This window comes from Streptomyces sp. NPDC001843, assembly GCF_042891955.1.
GTDB lineage: Bacteria > Actinomycetota > Actinomycetes > Streptomycetales > Streptomycetaceae > Streptomyces.
On record NZ_JBIATQ010000024.1, the window covers coordinates 44746 to 59881 of the forward strand.

Annotated in this window: 16 protein-coding genes; 4 read left to right on the forward strand and 12 right to left on the reverse strand. The window is 69.4% G+C overall.

The annotated features are described in order from the left end of the window. Nucleotides 1–100: 100 nt before the first annotated feature. From ACFYZQ_RS37700 to ACFYZQ_RS37720, 5 genes are all read right to left on the reverse strand, one after another. Nucleotides 101–859: an SDR family NAD(P)-dependent oxidoreductase gene (locus tag ACFYZQ_RS37700; protein WP_286253790.1), complete on the reverse strand. Its 759-nt coding sequence runs from the start codon at nucleotides 857–859 to the stop codon at nucleotides 101–103. After that, nucleotides 856–1644 carry an enoyl-CoA hydratase/isomerase family protein gene (locus ACFYZQ_RS37705; RefSeq protein WP_389158192.1) on the reverse strand — a complete coding sequence of 263 codons (789 nt, stop codon included), beginning with the start codon at nucleotides 1642–1644 and terminating at the stop codon, nucleotides 856–858. Before ACFYZQ_RS37705 ends, ACFYZQ_RS37700 begins: the two co-directional genes overlap by 4 nt. Continuing rightward, nucleotides 1641–3284, reverse strand: coding sequence for an AMP-binding protein (locus tag ACFYZQ_RS37710; RefSeq protein WP_389158195.1), 1644 nt, complete (start codon nucleotides 3282–3284; stop codon nucleotides 1641–1643). Before ACFYZQ_RS37710 ends, ACFYZQ_RS37705 begins: the two co-directional genes overlap by 4 nt. Continuing rightward, nucleotides 3281–5026 carry a CocE/NonD family hydrolase gene (locus tag ACFYZQ_RS37715; protein WP_389158198.1) on the reverse strand — a complete coding sequence of 582 codons (1746 nt, stop codon included), beginning with the start codon at nucleotides 5024–5026 and terminating at the stop codon, nucleotides 3281–3283. Before ACFYZQ_RS37715 ends, ACFYZQ_RS37710 begins: the two co-directional genes overlap by 4 nt. Nucleotides 5027–5605: 579 nt before the next feature. Beyond that, nucleotides 5606–6322 carry a cation:dicarboxylate symporter family transporter gene (locus tag ACFYZQ_RS37720; RefSeq protein WP_389158307.1) on the reverse strand — a complete coding sequence of 239 codons (717 nt, stop codon included), beginning with the start codon at nucleotides 6320–6322 and terminating at the stop codon, nucleotides 5606–5608. Nucleotides 6323–6351: 29 nt separating this feature from the next. Between ACFYZQ_RS37720 and ACFYZQ_RS37725 the strand changes: the two genes are divergently transcribed. Continuing rightward, nucleotides 6352–6633 carry a hypothetical protein gene (locus ACFYZQ_RS37725; protein WP_389158201.1) on the forward strand — a complete coding sequence of 94 codons (282 nt, stop codon included), beginning with the start codon at nucleotides 6352–6354 and terminating at the stop codon, nucleotides 6631–6633. Nucleotides 6634–6893: 260 nt separating this feature from the next. On the opposite strand, the gene ACFYZQ_RS37730 is transcribed toward ACFYZQ_RS37725, so the two are convergent. Genes ACFYZQ_RS37730 through ACFYZQ_RS37755 form a run of 6 tightly spaced genes read right to left on the reverse strand, consistent with a single transcriptional unit; the run spans nucleotide 6894 to nucleotide 11240 of the window. Continuing rightward, nucleotides 6894–7853 carry an SDR family NAD(P)-dependent oxidoreductase gene (locus tag ACFYZQ_RS37730; RefSeq protein ID WP_389158204.1) on the reverse strand — a complete coding sequence of 320 codons (960 nt, stop codon included), beginning with the start codon at nucleotides 7851–7853 and terminating at the stop codon, nucleotides 6894–6896. Between the two features lie 27 nt (nucleotides 7854–7880). Then, complete coding sequence (locus ACFYZQ_RS37735) at nucleotides 7881–8312, reverse strand: DoxX family membrane protein (protein ID WP_389158207.1); 432 nt, start codon at nucleotides 8310–8312, stop codon at nucleotides 7881–7883. Beyond that, nucleotides 8305–9321 carry an alpha/beta hydrolase fold domain-containing protein gene (locus tag ACFYZQ_RS37740; RefSeq protein WP_389158210.1) on the reverse strand — a complete coding sequence of 339 codons (1017 nt, stop codon included), beginning with the start codon at nucleotides 9319–9321 and terminating at the stop codon, nucleotides 8305–8307. The genes ACFYZQ_RS37735 and ACFYZQ_RS37740 overlap by 8 nt, the downstream gene beginning before the upstream one ends. Further along, nucleotides 9318–9710: a metal-sulfur cluster assembly factor gene (locus ACFYZQ_RS37745; protein ID WP_389158213.1), complete on the reverse strand. Its 393-nt coding sequence runs from the start codon at nucleotides 9708–9710 to the stop codon at nucleotides 9318–9320. Before ACFYZQ_RS37745 ends, ACFYZQ_RS37740 begins: the two co-directional genes overlap by 4 nt. Next, nucleotides 9710–10786: an amidohydrolase family protein gene (locus tag ACFYZQ_RS37750; RefSeq protein ID WP_389158216.1), complete on the reverse strand. Its 1077-nt coding sequence runs from the start codon at nucleotides 10784–10786 to the stop codon at nucleotides 9710–9712. Before ACFYZQ_RS37750 ends, ACFYZQ_RS37745 begins: the two co-directional genes overlap by 1 nt. Before the next feature lie 31 nt (nucleotides 10787–10817). Beyond that, nucleotides 10818–11240, reverse strand: a complete 423-nt coding sequence (locus tag ACFYZQ_RS37755; RefSeq protein ID WP_389158219.1) for a heme-binding protein — start codon at nucleotides 11238–11240, stop codon at nucleotides 10818–10820. 469 nt (nucleotides 11241–11709) lie between these two features. Between ACFYZQ_RS37755 and ACFYZQ_RS37760 the strand changes: the two genes are divergently transcribed. From ACFYZQ_RS37760 to ACFYZQ_RS37770, 3 genes are read left to right on the forward strand one after another with little or no spacing between them, the layout of a single operon-like run. Continuing rightward, on the forward strand, nucleotides 11710–12978 hold the full coding sequence (locus tag ACFYZQ_RS37760) for a Rieske 2Fe-2S domain-containing protein (RefSeq protein ID WP_389158222.1): 1269 nt from the start codon (nucleotides 11710–11712) through the stop codon (nucleotides 12976–12978). A 7-nt stretch (nucleotides 12979–12985) separates the two neighbouring features. Then, entirely contained in the window at nucleotides 12986–13954 is a 969-nt protein-coding gene (locus ACFYZQ_RS37765) for a PDR/VanB family oxidoreductase (protein WP_389158225.1), read from the forward strand. Continuing rightward, complete coding sequence (locus ACFYZQ_RS37770) at nucleotides 13951–14373, forward strand: nuclear transport factor 2 family protein (protein WP_389158228.1); 423 nt, start codon at nucleotides 13951–13953, stop codon at nucleotides 14371–14373. Before ACFYZQ_RS37765 ends, ACFYZQ_RS37770 begins: the two co-directional genes overlap by 4 nt. A gap of 4 nt (nucleotides 14374–14377) precedes the next feature. Here the strand turns inward: ACFYZQ_RS37770 and ACFYZQ_RS37775 are convergent, their stop codons facing one another. Continuing rightward, complete coding sequence (locus ACFYZQ_RS37775; protein ID WP_389158231.1) at nucleotides 14378–14959, reverse strand: TetR/AcrR family transcriptional regulator; 582 nt, start codon at nucleotides 14957–14959, stop codon at nucleotides 14378–14380. Nucleotides 14960–15136: the final 177 nt, after the last annotated feature.

Consider the following 15136-nt stretch of genomic DNA (forward strand, 5'->3'; position numbering starts at 1 on the left):
TTCGTGACCACTGTGTGTTTGCACATCTGCGAACCGGGTCGGCTGTGTGACCGTCCTCGACGACTCCCTCTCACGGGTCACTCGTTCGCGGGGCTCGCGGTTACCGGATGGAGGATCCGATGGAGATGCCGCCGTCGACGTCGAGGACGATGCCGGTGATGTAGCCGGCGGCTTCGCTGGCGAGGAAGGCCGCGGCTTCGGCGATGTCCTCGGGCCTGCCGGTGTGGCGCATCGGGACCTTGTTGGTGAGTTTGTCGCGTGCGGGGCCGTTCATGGAGGCGAGCATCGGAGTCTCGATGAGGCCGGGGGCGATGGCGTTGGCGGTGATGCCGTGGCGGGCGCCTTCGAGTGCGAGGGTGCGGGTCATGCCGACGATGCCGGCCTTGGCGGCTACGTAGTTGGTCTGGCCGAAGTTTCCGCGCCATGACATGGACGAGAAGCTGATGATGCGTCCGTAGCCCTGGCGTTTCATGGGGCCGAACGCGGCGCGGGCGCAGTGGAAGCCGCCGGTGAGGCTGACGTCGATGACCGCGTGCCAGTCGTCGTCGGTGATGTCCTCGACGCGGTTGTCGCGGATGATGCCGGCGTTGTTGACGAGCACGTCGAGGCGGCCGAGATCGGCGGTGATGCCGGTGATCCAGGCATTGACCTGGGCCGAGTCGGTCACGTCCATCACGTCGGTGCGGAGTTTCGGGTCGTGGGTGTCGGCGATGGTCCCGGCGGCATCGGTGAGGGCTTGTTCGTTGACGTCGGCCAGCGCGACGGTGGCGCCCTCCGCTGCGAACCGGGTCGCCATGGCGAGGCCGAGACCTTGTGCGGCCCCGGTGATGGCGACGACCCGTCCGTGGTAGCGGTTCACTTGTTGTCTGCTTTCGTGGTCCGGAGAGCGAGGAAGGCGCGCAGGGCGTCGGCCACCGAGCTCGCCGTCCAGTTGTCGGCGAAGGTGGCCAGTTCCTCGCGCAGAGCCTGCTCGGGGGTGATGCCGTCGATGCGGTGCAGGAGTGTCTTGAGGCGTTGCTGGGCGGGGCTGTGGCGGTCGGCCAACTGGTGGCAGACGCGGGTGGCTGTGTCGTCGAGGTCGGCCTCGGGCACGATCGCGTGGATCCAGCCGGTGTGCGCGAACTCGGTGGCGGGCAGTAGTTCGCCGGTGAGCAGGAGCCAGCGCGACAGGCCCCGTCCGACCGCGCCGGGAAGCCGGACGCTGGACCCGCCGGCCGGTACCAACCGCCGCTGTAGGTGGCCGTCGCCGATGAGGGTGGTGTCGGCGGCGACGACGACATCGCAGGCCAGCGCGAGTTCGAGGCCCCCGGCGACGGCGTGACCGTGCAGGACGGCGACCCAGGGTTTCGGGCTGGCCGCGATGCGGCTGAAGCAGGCGGATACGTCGGCCAGGAAGCCGACCGGGTTGTCGCCGCGGTCGTGCAGCTGGAGGAACTGGTGGAAGTCCCCGCCGGCGCAGAAGCTCGGCCCGTTGCCCGCCACGGCGATCACTGCTGTGGCGGGGTCGGCCTCGGCGCTGGTGATCTCCTTGCCCAGGGCCTCGATGAGTGCGGCGTCGAGGGCGTTGCGCCGCTCGGGGCGGTTGAGCAGCAGCCATCGGACGGGACCGCGTTGTTCGACGAGGAGAGGTTCGGTGTCGGTCACTGTGGCTCTCGGCTTGAAAGTTCCGTGCGGCGACGGCTGCGCAGCAGGTAGCGCTGGGTCTTCCCGCTGGGTGTCTTGGGCAGGGCGTCGATGAAGTGGATCGTGCGCGGGTACGCGTGGGCGGCGTAGCGGGTCTTGACCAGCAGCTGGAGTTCGGTGGCCAGTTCCGGCGAGGCGACGTGGCCACCGCGGAGGACGACGTACGCCTCGATGACCTCGCCGCGAACCTCGTCGGGGGCGCCGATCACGCTGCACTCGGCCACTGCGGGGTGCTGGGCCAGGACGCTCTCGATCTCGAACGGCCCGATCCGGTAGCCCGCCATGATGATGACGTCGTCGTCGCGGGAGGAGAAGAAGAAGTCCCCGTCGTCGTCGACCCGGCCGGCGTCGCCCGTGAGGTACCACCGGCCGTCGGCGGTGAACTTGGCGCCAGCCTGACCCGGGATCTGGTAGTCACGGAAGGTCATCAGCGGGCTTTCGGTGACGTCGATCGCGACCCTGCCGAGCACGCCCGGTCCGGCAGGCTCGTCCTTCTCGTCGGCCAGGACGGTCAGGCTCCAGCCGGGCAATGGTCGGCCCATCGATCCGGCCTTGAGGGGGCGGGCGAGTGCGGGGTGGTGGTGGTTGGCCAGGGGCATGCCGACCTCGGTCTGGCCGAAGTGATCGTGCACGGCCAGGCCGAGCGCGGCGTCGGCCCACTCGTTGACCTCGGGAGTCAAGGGCTCCCCCGCGCTGGACGCCCGTTCCAGGCGCAGGCCCTGGGGCACCGGTGCCGACGAGGAGCGCAGGCCCCGGTACACGGTCGGAGCGGCGGCGAAGTCGGTGACCTGGTGGTCGAGGAGGGTGCGCCAGGTCGTCTCCGGGGAGAATCCGCCGGACAGCAGCAGGCTGGGGATGCCGGCGGCCATCGGAGCGACGATGGCCGCGTACAGGCCGTAGGCCCAGCCGGGGTCGGCGGCACACCAGTAGCTGCCCTCCTGGGTGACACCGAGGCCGTACTCCAGGTAAACCTGCCATCCGGCGATGTAGGAGACGGGATGGATGACCCCCTTGGGCTTGCCGGTGGTGCCGGAGGTGAACATGTGCACCAGCGGGCCGTCCCCACTGGTGATGACGGCGGGCACCGGCTCCGGTGACGCGGCCGCGACGAGATCGGCCAGCAAGGCGTCACCGCGGGAGGTGTCGGATCCGGTGACGACGACGCGGCGCTGGGAGTCGTCCGGCATGTCGGGGCCCGGATCGAGCTTGTGGCGTTGGTCCGGGTCGACGACTACGACGTGCGCACCGGAGCCTTCCAGGCGCAGGGCGATGGCCTGGGGTGCGAAGGCGGTGAACAGCGGGACGTAGACCGCGCCGAGCCGCCAGATCGCGAGGATGACGGTGACCAGGTCGGTGCTCTTGCCCATCAGGGTCGCCACCCGGTCGCCCGGACCGACGCCGAGCTCCTGCAGCGCCCGCGCACAGCGGTGCGAGTCCGCGGCGAGCTCGCCGAAGGTCAGGGCGGAAGCCTTCCCGGCGCTGTCGACCACGGTGAACGCCGTGCGGTCGGCGGGGTGCCGGTCGCACAGCAGTCGGGCAACATTCAGGGACGGAGCCGTGAAGGTCGCGGTCAGTTCGGAGACCCGGTCGGTGGCGCTCATGACCGGTCCTTGCGGTCGATGATCGGCAGGACCAGACGGCTGGGGTGGTTCGACCCGTGATGGATGCGGTTGACCGCGGGAATCATCTGCTCCACGCTCTCCCGGGCGATGACGCCGCCGGTGTTGGTGTTGCGGTCGTAGCGGGGGAAGTTGCTGCTGGAGACGTCCACGCGGATGCGGTGACCGGGAAGGAACACGTTCGAGGTGGCTGTCATGTCGATGGTGATCTCGTAGACCGTGCCGGGCTCCATCAGCTCTTCCGTGGCGAGGCCGCCCCGGTAGCGGGTGCGCAGGATCCCGTCGCACAGGTTGATCGCCTTGCCGTCGGGGAAGACGTCGACGAGCTTGGCGGTGAAGTCGGTGTCCACCGCCGAGGAGGAGACGAACAGTGTCAGGCTGACCGGACCGGTGACCTCGACAGGCTCTTCGAGCACGGGGGTGGCGAAACACAGCACGTCGTCGCGGCCGGTGACGGTCCGCTGGTCGACCGGGCCGCAGAATCCAGGTGTCACCGGCATGGACGCCCCGCCGACCGAGGGAACCGGACGGCGCGGGTCGTAGAGGTAGGTGTCGTGCTCGACGCCGGCCGGTGGCTCGGTGGTCAACGCGCCGTCACCGTCAGCAGTGTTGGCACGACCGCCGCTGGTGAGGTGGTAGTCGGTCCACAGCGTGTCGGGCAACGGCCACTCCTGCTCGTCGCGCCACTGGTCAATACCCATCACGAAGATCTTCACCGGTGCCACGTCGCCCAGAGCGGTGGTGTCGCCGCGCAGCCAGCGGTCGAAGAACTTCACATGCAGGCCGGTCAAACCCAGCATCTGGGCACTGGCCAGCGGGCCGAACGAGCGGTCGGGATAGACGCCGGTCGTGGCCATGTGATCCCACGGACCGATGATCAGCCGTTGCCCCTCGCGCGCCTGCGCAGTGCCCGTCTGTCGGCGGGCGGTGGTGTAGGTGCGGATGGTCTGCCCGATGTAGAGGTCGTACCAGCCGCCGATGTTGAGCGCCGGAACGGTGACGTTCTTGAGCTCGGGCGTCAGCTCCATGGCGTCCCAGTACGCGTCGTGGGAGGGGTGGGCCATCCAGTCGTCCCACCACTTCCCGTACGCCGCCAGGACCGGAACCTCCGCCGTCGGCAGCACCTCGTTGAGGGACTCGGCGGACAGCAGCGCCTGGCCGAGCTGCTGCACCTGGTCCACGGAGCCCTCACCGGCCGCCAAAGACCGCTGCGCATCGGCCGCGTACATCATGGCGTTCCACAGCGTGACCAGACTCAGTGAGAGCGCACCGCCCGCGCCATACCAGGGCGACTCGTAGTTGTCGATCGAGGTGAAGGCCGGTGCGATCGCCTTGAGCGCAGGAGCGCCGGTCACGGCGGTCTCCCACTGCACCATCCCGAGGTAGGACGGCCCGTACATGCCCACCGTGCCGTCCGACCATGGCTGTTCCGCGATCCAGGCGACGGTGTCCTCGCCGTCGGCCCGATCGGCCATATGCGGAACGAACTCGCCTTCCGAGCGGTGGGTGCCCCGGCAGTCCTGCACCACCACCGCGTAACCGGCCTCCACCAGAGTCAGGAGGTCGGGGATGGCTGACTGGCCGAAGCCCATCACGTCCTTGCCGTACGGCAGGCGCACGAGCAGCGTCGGGGCCGCCCCTTCGGCCGGATGCCACACGTTGGCGGCGAGGGCTACGCCATCACGCATCGGGACCTGGACGTCTATGTCGTATATGTGCTGCATCGGTGCTCCTCATTGAGCTGACGGCGTCGCCCCCGGATGCGGGTACGTTAAGAGGTACGTTCGTACCCTGTCAATTACCGGATGGAAGGTAGACCGCACGTGATTCACTCGCGCGGAACCCGGTGAGGACCCCAAGGTCCGCGAGGGTGTATCGATGCGTGGCGCCTTGCGCGAGTTCCTCGACGCCGCCGCGGTCGAGGGGCGGCTTCCGAACGGGTACAGGCGAGGTGGCAGACGGCAGAAGCCGGGGCCCGGAGACGACGTCCCAGGTGGCCGTCCGGACGATGAGTACCGGGCCCGGGCATGTCGTCGAGAATCTCAGGGAAGGACCGTTCGGAAGGTCGGTCGGCTGACGACGGCGAGGGCGGTGACTGAACCGCCCAGGGGCTCCAGAGTGGCTGTCAGCTGAAGGACCGCATTTCCTGCCGCGGGGCTTCGAGGCGGATGGTCATCGAGTGGGCGACGCCGGGCGTGCTCACTGGAAGGGTCCTCATCCGTCCTGGTGTGCGGCGGCCTGGAGGGTGCCGCCGGTGGGTGACGTGTACGGGGTCGAGGGATGACCGCACTCGACGGGCACGGCTACTTGCCCGCGCTGACCTTGGCGGTGTCCAACTCGTCCTGCGGCGGCGTGGTGGTGCGGGCGTGCAGGACCCTGCGGGCCTGTTCGGTGTCGAAGTCGTTCTCCCACTTGCCGATCACGATGGCGGCGACGGCGTTGCCGAGAACATTGATGAACACGCGGCCCTCGTTGAGGATGCGGTCGATGCCCACGATCAGGGAGAGGGCGGCGAGCGGGATGTGGCCGACCGCGGTGACGGTGCTCGCGAGAACGATGAACGCGCCGCCCGCGATCCCGGCGGTGCCCTTGCTGGTGAGCATCATGACGCCGACCATGATCAGCTGCTGCTGCCAGGACAGGTCGATGCCCATGGCCTGGGCCAGGAAGAGGGAGGCCATCGTGAGGTAGACCGCGGAGCCGTCCAGGTTGAAGGAGAACCCGGAGGGGATGACGATGCCGACCACGGGCCGGCCGATGCCGAGGATCTCCAGTTTGCGTACCAGCTGGGGCAGGACGGCCTCGCTGGAGCAGGTGCTGAGGGCGACAAGCAGTTCGGCCTTGAGGAAGCGGATGAGGCCGAACAGGCTCAGGCGGCAGGCCCGCATGATGGCGCCGAGGACGACCAGGACGTAGACGATGCAGGTCGCGGTGAACAGGATGATGAGGTAGCCGAGCTGTTTGAGGCTCTCGGCGCCGTAGGTGGCGACCACGGTGGCCAGGGCGCCGAAGGTGCCCAGGGGCGCGAGCCGCGCTCAGATACCTGCGCATGCTTGCGGACACCCCGGCGCTGCACGCCCGGCACGTCGAGAAGCAGCTCGCGTGGCGGGACCTGCTCGGCCAGGAGATCGCGCGGCGCATGGGAACCGACCCCGACTGGCCCAGTGACCCCCGCCCGCCCGCGCTGGCCGCAGCCGCCCTCGCTTGCCTCGACGCGGCCTCCAGCGCCTGGGTCGCCGGCGACGGTGCCGTTCCGTTGTCCGCGATGCTCGACCGCGCGATGGATACGACGCGCAGCGAGGCGCATGAGATCAGAGATCATCTCGGCTGATGGACGGATTCGTCTGCGCGGCAGGGTCCCTCGCCGTATCGGCGCGTTTGGACATGAGCTGGCCACGGACGCCCCTGTAGCAGGCCATCGCACCGGGAACATCTGCAGCGATGTGGCTTCACCGGTCGGCTTCATCGGTGTCTTCGACGACGAAACCATGAACCCGATCGGCCTCGGTGCCTTCATAAGCGCCGCGCCCCCCAATGTGCCGACGGTCAGCCGTAGTGGAGTACGAGTTACTCGGATGGCGAGCCAACGACTTACGCCTTCTCGACGGCCGTGAGTGCCGCCAGCACTTCCTGCGGCGGCGAGGGTGCCGGCTCCATGCCTGTCACCCCCTGCTGTGTCACCTGCTGCTGCAGAGGAACGTCCGCCAGTGCGGTCTGCAGAGTCTCTGGGCTCCAGCGCTGCTTGGCGTTGTTGAAGTGACGGCCGACAGTCCAGCCGTCGTAGATCGTCAGGTCGTCCCCGATGATGCCGAAGACCCGGCCGGTGAAGCGGCACAGCGGCGAGGCGAGATAGGCGACGATGGCCGCCACGTTTTCCGGGGCCATGCGGTCAAAGCCGTCTTCGACGGATTTCATGAGTTCGGGGGCCACGGTCTCGCTGATGCGGGAGCGGGCGGCGGGGGCCACGGCGTTGACGCGGACGCCGAGTTCGGCGAGTTCCATCGCGCAGCTGATGGTCAGAGCGGCAACGCCTGCCTTGGCGGCGGCATACATGGGGTTGCCGGGCCATGGAACGAGCCCGACGCCGGACGACGTGTTGACGATGCTGCGTCCCGGCTGCGGCCCCTCCTTGCGCCAGTGGGCGGCTGCCCAATGGCAGAGGGCAGCGGTGCCGGTGAGGTTGACCGCGACGGTTCGCTCCCAGTCGCGGCGGGAGATCGTGTCGATGGTTCCGAAACGCGATATGCCGGCGTTGTTGACGATGATGTCGACTCGCCCGAACGCCTCCAACGCCGTGTGCACCAGGGTGCCGGCGTCGTCCCAGTCGGAGATGTCGGTGGTGTCAGCCACAGCGTGGCCACCAGCGGCGACAATCTCGTTCACGACGTCCTGGGCCGGTCCGCTGTCCGAGTCGCCGTCGCCGCTGAACTGCGCACCGAGATCGTTGACGACCACGGCCGCGCCTTCGTCGGCCAGTGCCAGAGCGTGTGCTCTGCCTATGCCTCGACCGCCGCCCGTGACGATCGCGACTTTGTCCTTCAGGATTGCCATGTTCCTCTTCCTTTTCGTCATCGCCCGTCAGGGGCGTCGCTTGGCTTGCGCGACCACGCTCAGCAGTCCGCCCGCCAGGGCGAGGTTCTTGAGGAAGTCGCCTTGCTGGTGGGTGCGTTGGGGGCCTTCGGGCTGCGTCCAGAAGGGGAAGGCGGCGAGTGTCGTGGGCACCAGTGAGCCGGCGAGTGCTGCCGCGCTTGCCGCGGGAGCGAGGCCGGTGCCGAGTCCGATTCCCGCCGTCACGTGGACTGCCGCGTTGATGCGGACCAGTTGCTCGTCGGAGAAGTGGTCCAGAACGGGCACGGCACGGCGGCACCGTTTCAGGAACGTCTGCGCGCCCTGGGCCGGACCTTCCGGGTGCTGCCACACGTGGCGTCCGCCTGAGACGAAGACCGCGGCGAGGGCGATGCGGGATACGACGCGGCCGATGTCGTGTGAGCGGTGGACGAGGTCAGGCATTCCAGGGATCCGATCGAAGGTGACGGTCAAAGAAGCGCTCGACGAGCGCGGGAGTCAGGACCGCGGTGCGTTCCACACCCGGTGCGCGCGAGGTGAGGAGGGTGGCCGCTTTGGGGCCGAGTTCCCAGTCGCCGAAGTTGAAGAAGCCGTGGTTCTCGCCGTGCACGAGCAGCAGGTGCGCCTCGGTACCCGCGGCCAGCAGGGCGTCGTAGAGACGTCGGCTCTGCCCCGGACCGATGAGCACGTCCGCGTCTCCGTGCAGCAGGAGTACGGGCGGGACTGCGGCGTGGACCTGTTGCGTCGGGCTGGCGTGGGCGGCGGCCTCGGTGCGCTCGGCGGGCGGGCCGCCCAGGAGGCCCCAGCTCGGGTCGGTGGCGTCCACTGCCAGGACCCCGCCGGGAAGGGCGTCGTCGTTGAGGCAGGGGAGGTCTGTGGGCGGGTAGCCGGCCACCACGGCCCGTATGCCGGGCAGTTGGTGGGTACCCTCGGCACTGGCGGCGAAGGCTGTCGAGAGCGCCAGGTGTGCGCCGGCGGAGCTTCCCCACAGTCCGATCGCCCCGGCGTCCAGACGGTACTCGTCCGCCAGTGAGCGCACCCTTCGCAGCGCGGCGAGGACGTCGTGCAGTTGGGCGGGCCAGGGTGAGAGCTCGGAGGAGCGGTACTCGATGTCCGCCATGGCGTATCCGCGTTCGGCGAACAGCCGGGTCAGCCGGGGGCCCATTCCTCGTCGTTGGTTCCGCCAGCCGCCTCCGGGCAGCCAGACGACGACCGGCGCGGGTGCGGCTGCCGGTTCCGGTAGATACAGGTCCAGGTGCAGCACGGCGCTTGGCCCCGCCGAGTCGTACGCGATGTCCCGCACCACGCGGACCGCAGGAGGATCAATCCGCTCGGCGGGTGGCGGCGTGCTGCTCAGCCCCTCCATGTAGCGGTGCATGACGGACCTGTTGTTCGCGACCACCTTCGCGAGCTCGTCCGGGTCCATCGCCTCCGGCGCGGTGGGCCCAGTCACTGCTCACCACGTCCTTGGCGCACGGCGACGAGGGCGAGGCGACGGCGGTTGTGGCTGCGTTGCTCCTCGAGCCGTCGGCGGTAGTCCGGGGAGAGCCGCTCGGGTGTCCAGTCGGCGCTCTCGTCGAGGGACACGTCGACCGCCGACACGCCGGGCAGGGCGCCGAGCCGGATGCGGACCTCCTGGGCGAAGGAGCCGATCAGCACGCAGGTCGGCTCGGTCACGCCGACCGTGGCCGCCACCCGCACCCCGCCGGCTCCGTCGTCGTCCACCTGGATGCCGCTGATGAGGCCCATGTCGACCAGTCCGGCCGGTGCGCCCGCGTTGGCACTGCACGGGTCGATGATCTCGTTGAGGACAGATCGGACCTCGTTCTCGGTGATGCTCATCAGTGGCCTGCCACTGCGTGCTCGGCGGGTGGGGCGATCCGGCCGCCCCAGGGCGTGGCGAGCTTGTCGGTGTCGAACTCGTCGCCGGCGATGCGGTCGCGCAGTTCCTTCTCGTCGATGCCGTGGAGGCGCAGGAAGTTCTTCCCGAGGATCTTGGCCTTGATCTCCTTGGTCAGTTCCGGAACGTCGCGTTCCTCGACGAGGTCGCGGGGCATCTCCATGTCCCAGAACGTCTCGATCAAGGGGCGGGGGTGGGCGGCGTCGCAGCCGGTCGCCCAGATGATGCGGTCTGCGGCGCCGACTTCGAGGAAGGCTCCGATGGCTTCGAGGAAACGACGTCGCGCGACCGGCGCGAGATGCGTGGTGCCCTCCAGGTTGACGACGATGTTGGGGATCGCCCACAGCTGCATGGCGGTCTCCTCCACGAAGGCGTAGCCGCCGTGGACGATCTCGAAGGTGAGATCGGGGAAGGCGAGAGCCGCTCCTTCGACGTCGGCCACGCCGAGTGCGGAGGCGGGCCCGGGGCCCACGGGCAGGGCCTTGTGGATCGCGACGACGGAGATTCCCAGCTGGCGGGCGCGCTCGAACACCGGGAAGGAGACCTCGGGGTCGCGCATGTCCAGGCCCAGTGTCCGGCCCTCGACGACGTCGTACGGATACAGCTTCAGGGCATCGACCTTGTGGACCTCGACGAGTTCGTCCACGCGGTCCACGGCGCCGGGACGCAGGGGTGACACGGCCCCGTAGAGGTACACCCGGTTGGGCCACATCTCGCGCATCTCCAGTCCGACCGCGAGGTCCGAACCGCCGTCGTGGAACTGGCCGTAGATCGGCGTCTCGTGGTAGACGATGATGTCCGACTGGCTCTCGGCCAGGATGGACCGGCCGATGACCTCGGCGCCCGCGCCGTTCATGTAGATGTCACGGTCGAGGCTGTAGGCGGGGCCGCCCACGCGTTTGTGGGTGGCGTACAGGTGCTCGCCGATAAGCGGGCCGACGACGGGGTCCACGAAGTTGTCGGGCCGGAAGTTGTACTGGTGGGCCACGCCCTCGACGACGAGGTAGTCCTCGATCACTCTGCTCTCCTTCGAGTTTCGTGCGGGCTGCTCAGGCGAGCAGGTCCTTGATGCTGGCCAGTGCCGCGGCGGCGATCCTCTCGTCGGTCTCGCCGTCGGCTCCGCCGACGGCCACCCCGCCGATGACCTCGCCGTCGTCGACGGTGATCGGCAGGCCGCCGGGGGCCGGCAGGAGGAGAGGGTCGACCTGCTGGGGACTGGCGGCGGCCATCGCCGGGCTCGCGGCGAACTGGGCGAACCGGGAGGTCGGCATGCCGGTCACGGCGGCGGTGTAGGCCTTGCGTCGTGCGGTCTCGATGCCCATGGGGCCGACACCGTCGTCGCTGAGCAGCACCTTGACGATGCCGCCGCGGCTGGCCACAGCCACGCTGATGCGCACGCCCTCCGCCCGGGCCGCCTCCAACGCGGCCTGCGCCGCACCGTGCGCGATGGCGTAGGTCAGGGGTTCCCTCATGCTGGTGCCTCCTTGCAGGCGGGAAAGTTCGGTGGGCGGCCTCGGTGGGCGCGCGTGGCGTCGGGACGTGACGGAGGGAGTGTGGAGCGCCCTCGTCCGCGCAGGCGCGCTCGAGGGCGCTCGCGGAACGGAGACGGCTCGGAAGGCCGCTCGGGCCTCGGGCAGAAACACAACGTAACAAGGGGTGGGACTGATGAACAGATCTCGGATAGTTTTTCATCCAACCTGTTCACGAGCATTGACAACTTTTCATCCAGGGTCGTACAACGGCAAAAGGCCCCACCACGGAGGCCGCCATTCCGTGGCTCCCGCTGACCTCATCGGTCGGCTTCCGGACAGTGCCCGGGCCCCGGTCCCGGCAGACATCGAGACGCCGCTTTCCCCCCACCGGACGAACACCGCCGAGCCCGCACCCAGAGCCGGTTTCGGAGCTTCCCCGCTGCCCGCACCTTCGAGGAGATGGTCGACGATGACCGACACCGCCACCGACACGGGAACCGGCTACGGGCGCCCGCGCCCCACCCATGACGCACGTCTCACCGAGGTCGGCCCCGGCACGCCGATGGGCGAAGCGCTGCGCCGCTACTGGCACCCCATCGCCGGCTCGGCCGCCCTGACCAGTGACGTCCCGCACCGCACCCGGATCCTGGGCGAGGACCTGATCGTCTTCCGCGACGGCCAGGGCCGCCCCGGCGTCGTCTTCGAACGCTGCGCGCACCGCGGCAGCAGCCTGTTCTACGGGCGGATCGAGCAGGACGGCATCCGCTGCTGCTACCACGGCTGGAAGTTCGACGTGCAGGGCCACTGCCTGGAACAGGCCTGCGAGGCCGGCGGCGGACGGCGCCGCGACGTCGCGCGCCAGCCGTGGTACCCCGTCGAGGAACGGTACGGCCTGGTCTTCGTCTACATGGGCCCGCCCGAGCGCAAGCCCGAACTCCCCCGCTACGACTGCCTGGAAGACCTCGGGGAGGGGGAGAGCTATCTCGCCACCCTGCCGGTCCCGGGCGCCGAAGTCACCGGCGGGCAGCAGGACTTCAACTGGCTTCAAGCCTACGAGAACGCCGTCGACCCGGTGCACGCCGCCTGGCTGCACTCCGCGCACAGCGGCTTCCAGTTCGAGGGAGTGGGGACCACCGGCTTTCCCGAGAACTACTTCGACCACCGGACGATCGCGGACCGCGTCACCTATCACCGCACCGACTACGGAGTGAAGTACATCCAGACCTACCAAGACTCCACGGACGGCGGGGAGCCGGCTCAGCTGGACTGGGCGGTCGAGGTCCAGCTGCCCAACATCATCGCCCTGCCGGACTTCGTCAACACCGTTGCCGATACCCGGCACGACATGCTGATCTGGGTCGTCCCGGTCGACGACACCCACTACCGGTCGTTCCTCTCCGCCCGCACCGCCGACCCCGGCCGCATCATGCGCGTCGTCCAGGGCATCAAGCAGAACGGCAAGTTCCTGTGGGAGCTCAGCCCCGAGGAGAGCCAGCGTTTCCCCGGTGACTTCGAGGCCCAGCGGTCGCAGGGAGACATCACCCAGCACTCGGAGGAGACCCTGGCCCCCTCCGACCGCGGTGTGGTGATGCTCCGCCGGATGCTGCGCACCATGATCGACGACGTGGAAGCCGGCCGGGACCCCCTGGGCGTGCACACGGCCGACGGACAGATACGGCGCGTGGAGTCGGGCATTTCCACCCGTGTGGACGCCGAGGCCGCCCCGGCGGGAGCGTGACAGCACTGTGAGCCCCACCTGGACCGAGGCGGTCGTCGTCGCCCGGCACGACCCCACCCCGAGAATCGCCGTCTTCGAACTGGCCCGCACCGACGGGGCCGAGCTCTGGGACTACGAACCCGGCGCCCACATCGACGTACAGGCCGGTGGGACGGGTCTGATCCGTCAGTACTCGCTGTGCGGCCCACCCGGCACGCGCAAGCAGTACCGCCTGGCCGTGCTCAACGAGCGGGCCTCGCGCGGCGGTTCACGGGCGATGCACGCCCTCGCCGAGGGCGACACGGTGCTCATCTCCGCGCCGCGCAACCGCTTCTCCCTGACCCCGGCCCGCCGGCACGTCCTGCTGGCCGGGGGCATCGGCATCACCCCGCTGCTGGCGATGGCCCTGGCCCTGGACGCCGACGGCGGCGACTACCACCTGCACTACTGTGCGCGCAGCCGCACCGAAGCCGCCTTCGTCACCGAACTGGAGAACAATCCCCGGGTCAGCTTCCACTTCGACGACGGGCCAGCCGACCAGCACCTGGACCTGGCGCGCGACGCGGGTCCACCCGATCCCGACACCGCGCTCTACGCGTGCGGGCCGGCTGGGTTCATGGACCACGTGCTCGGCCGGGCGGCGCACCTGGGATGGCCGCCGTCCGCCCTGCACATGGAACGCTTCGCGGCAGCGGCAGCGGTCGCCGGCCCGGACACCGGCACACCGGGCTCCGGGGCCTTCACCGTGCGCCTGGCCTCGACAGGAGCCGAGTACACGATCGCCGGGGAAGAGACCATCCTCGACGTGCTGCTGGCGAACGGCGTCGACGCCCCCTACTCCTGCCGGCAGGGCATCTGCGGGGAGTGCGTGGTGCGCGTGCTCGCCGGTGAGCCCGACCACCAGGACGACGTCCTGACCGAAGCCGAGCGCGCCGACGGCATGTTCACCCTGTGCTCCTCACGCTCGCACTCACCGATTCTGGAGGTGGACCTATGACCGTCACTTCGTCACCGCAGGCCAACACGTCCGACGTGGCACCGTCCTCCGTCGAGGCGGCGGAGGAAGCCTGGCTCGCCGCGCTGACAGCGCCGGACGCCGAAGAGCGATTCCGATCGCTGATGTTGCCCGAGTGCCTGGTGGTGCACGGCCCCGTCGGCCACCTGGACGACCTGGAAGCGTTTCTCCGCAACGCCTCGGGTATGTCGCGCGCCCAACGCATCGACGTCCACGACGTCATCACCAGGCAGTTCGACGACACGGCGATCGTGTCCTGTCTCCAGGAGATGCGCGTCGCCTACCTGCCCGACCGGACTCCCTTCGTCATCCAGGCCGCCGTGACCCGGGTCTGGCTGCGGAGGGGAGAGGGCTGGCGGCTCGCCCACATGCAGATGGCCCGCCGCTTCCCGCCCAGCTGAGCCCTCAGTCCCCGGGATCCGTCGTCGCCGGCGGCTCGGCCAGCGCCGCGAAGATCCGCGCGATTTGGTCGGCGTAGTCATCGGCGAACTCCCGTGACGCGGGGTCCCGCTGAGTCATTTCCCGGGCGATCCAGAACAGCGACCGCGGAGCGATCGTCGCGGCGAAGAACGCCAGGGCCACCATGCCCGCGTCGAGATCACCCCGGATCTCCCCGCGTGCCTGGCGGCGCCGCAACTCCTCGACACTCTTGAGCAGTTCGGCAGCCCGCTCGTCCTCTCCGGGCGGGCTGCTGCCGGGTCTCTCCCGGACCAGCATCTGCGACCAGGAAGGGTCTTCCCACGCCTGGCGGACGTACCGCCGCATGCGCTCGGCCACGGGAACGTCCTCGTCCAGGTCCGGCAGAGACGTGTCCATCCACTGCTCGGTGATGGCCTCGTACAGGCCCTGTTTGCCACCGAAGTAGTAGGTGATCAGATGGTGGCTCACACCGGCCGCAGCAGCGATGCGCCGCACCCGCGCGTCCTCGAAGCCGTGCGCGCCGAACTCCTCGGCCGCCGCCTCCAGAATGGCCCGTCGCGTGCCCACCGGGTCACGTCGGCGACCGGGCTCACTCGGATGCCGACGTCGCTGTGTGCGACCGCGCCGCTGCGCCGGCCCGCCGGCGGGCTTCTCCTCGTCTGCCACAGAGCCGACCCTAACCCACCGTGTTGATCACTGGTGAAACTTCCTCTCGGCCGGGCCGGAGGCCCCTGCCTCGGCCCA

What these genes read in the sequence shown, in the direction of transcription:
- ACFYZQ_RS37710 (WP_389158195.1), bottom strand. Translation starts at nt 3,284, where the DNA reads ATGAGCGCCACCGACCGGGTCTCCGAACTGACCGCGACCTTCACGGCT.
- ACFYZQ_RS37715 (WP_389158198.1), bottom strand. Translation starts at nt 5,026, where the DNA reads ATGCAGCACATATACGACATAGACGTCCAGGTCCCGATGCGTGATGGC.
- ACFYZQ_RS37725 (WP_389158201.1), top strand. Translation starts at nt 6,352, where the DNA reads ATGCTTGCGGACACCCCGGCGCTGCACGCCCGGCACGTCGAGAAGCAG.
- ACFYZQ_RS37730 (WP_389158204.1), bottom strand. Translation starts at nt 7,853, where the DNA reads ATGGCAATCCTGAAGGACAAAGTCGCGATCGTCACGGGCGGCGGTCGA.
- ACFYZQ_RS37735 (WP_389158207.1), bottom strand. Translation starts at nt 8,312, where the DNA reads ATGCCTGACCTCGTCCACCGCTCACACGACATCGGCCGCGTCGTATCC.
- ACFYZQ_RS37745 (WP_389158213.1), bottom strand. Translation starts at nt 9,710, where the DNA reads ATGAGCATCACCGAGAACGAGGTCCGATCTGTCCTCAACGAGATCATC.
- ACFYZQ_RS37755 (WP_389158219.1), bottom strand. Translation starts at nt 11,240, where the DNA reads ATGAGGGAACCCCTGACCTACGCCATCGCGCACGGTGCGGCGCAGGCC.
- ACFYZQ_RS37760 (WP_389158222.1), top strand. Translation starts at nt 11,710, where the DNA reads ATGACCGACACCGCCACCGACACGGGAACCGGCTACGGGCGCCCGCGC.
- ACFYZQ_RS37770 (WP_389158228.1), top strand. Translation starts at nt 13,951, where the DNA reads ATGACCGTCACTTCGTCACCGCAGGCCAACACGTCCGACGTGGCACCG.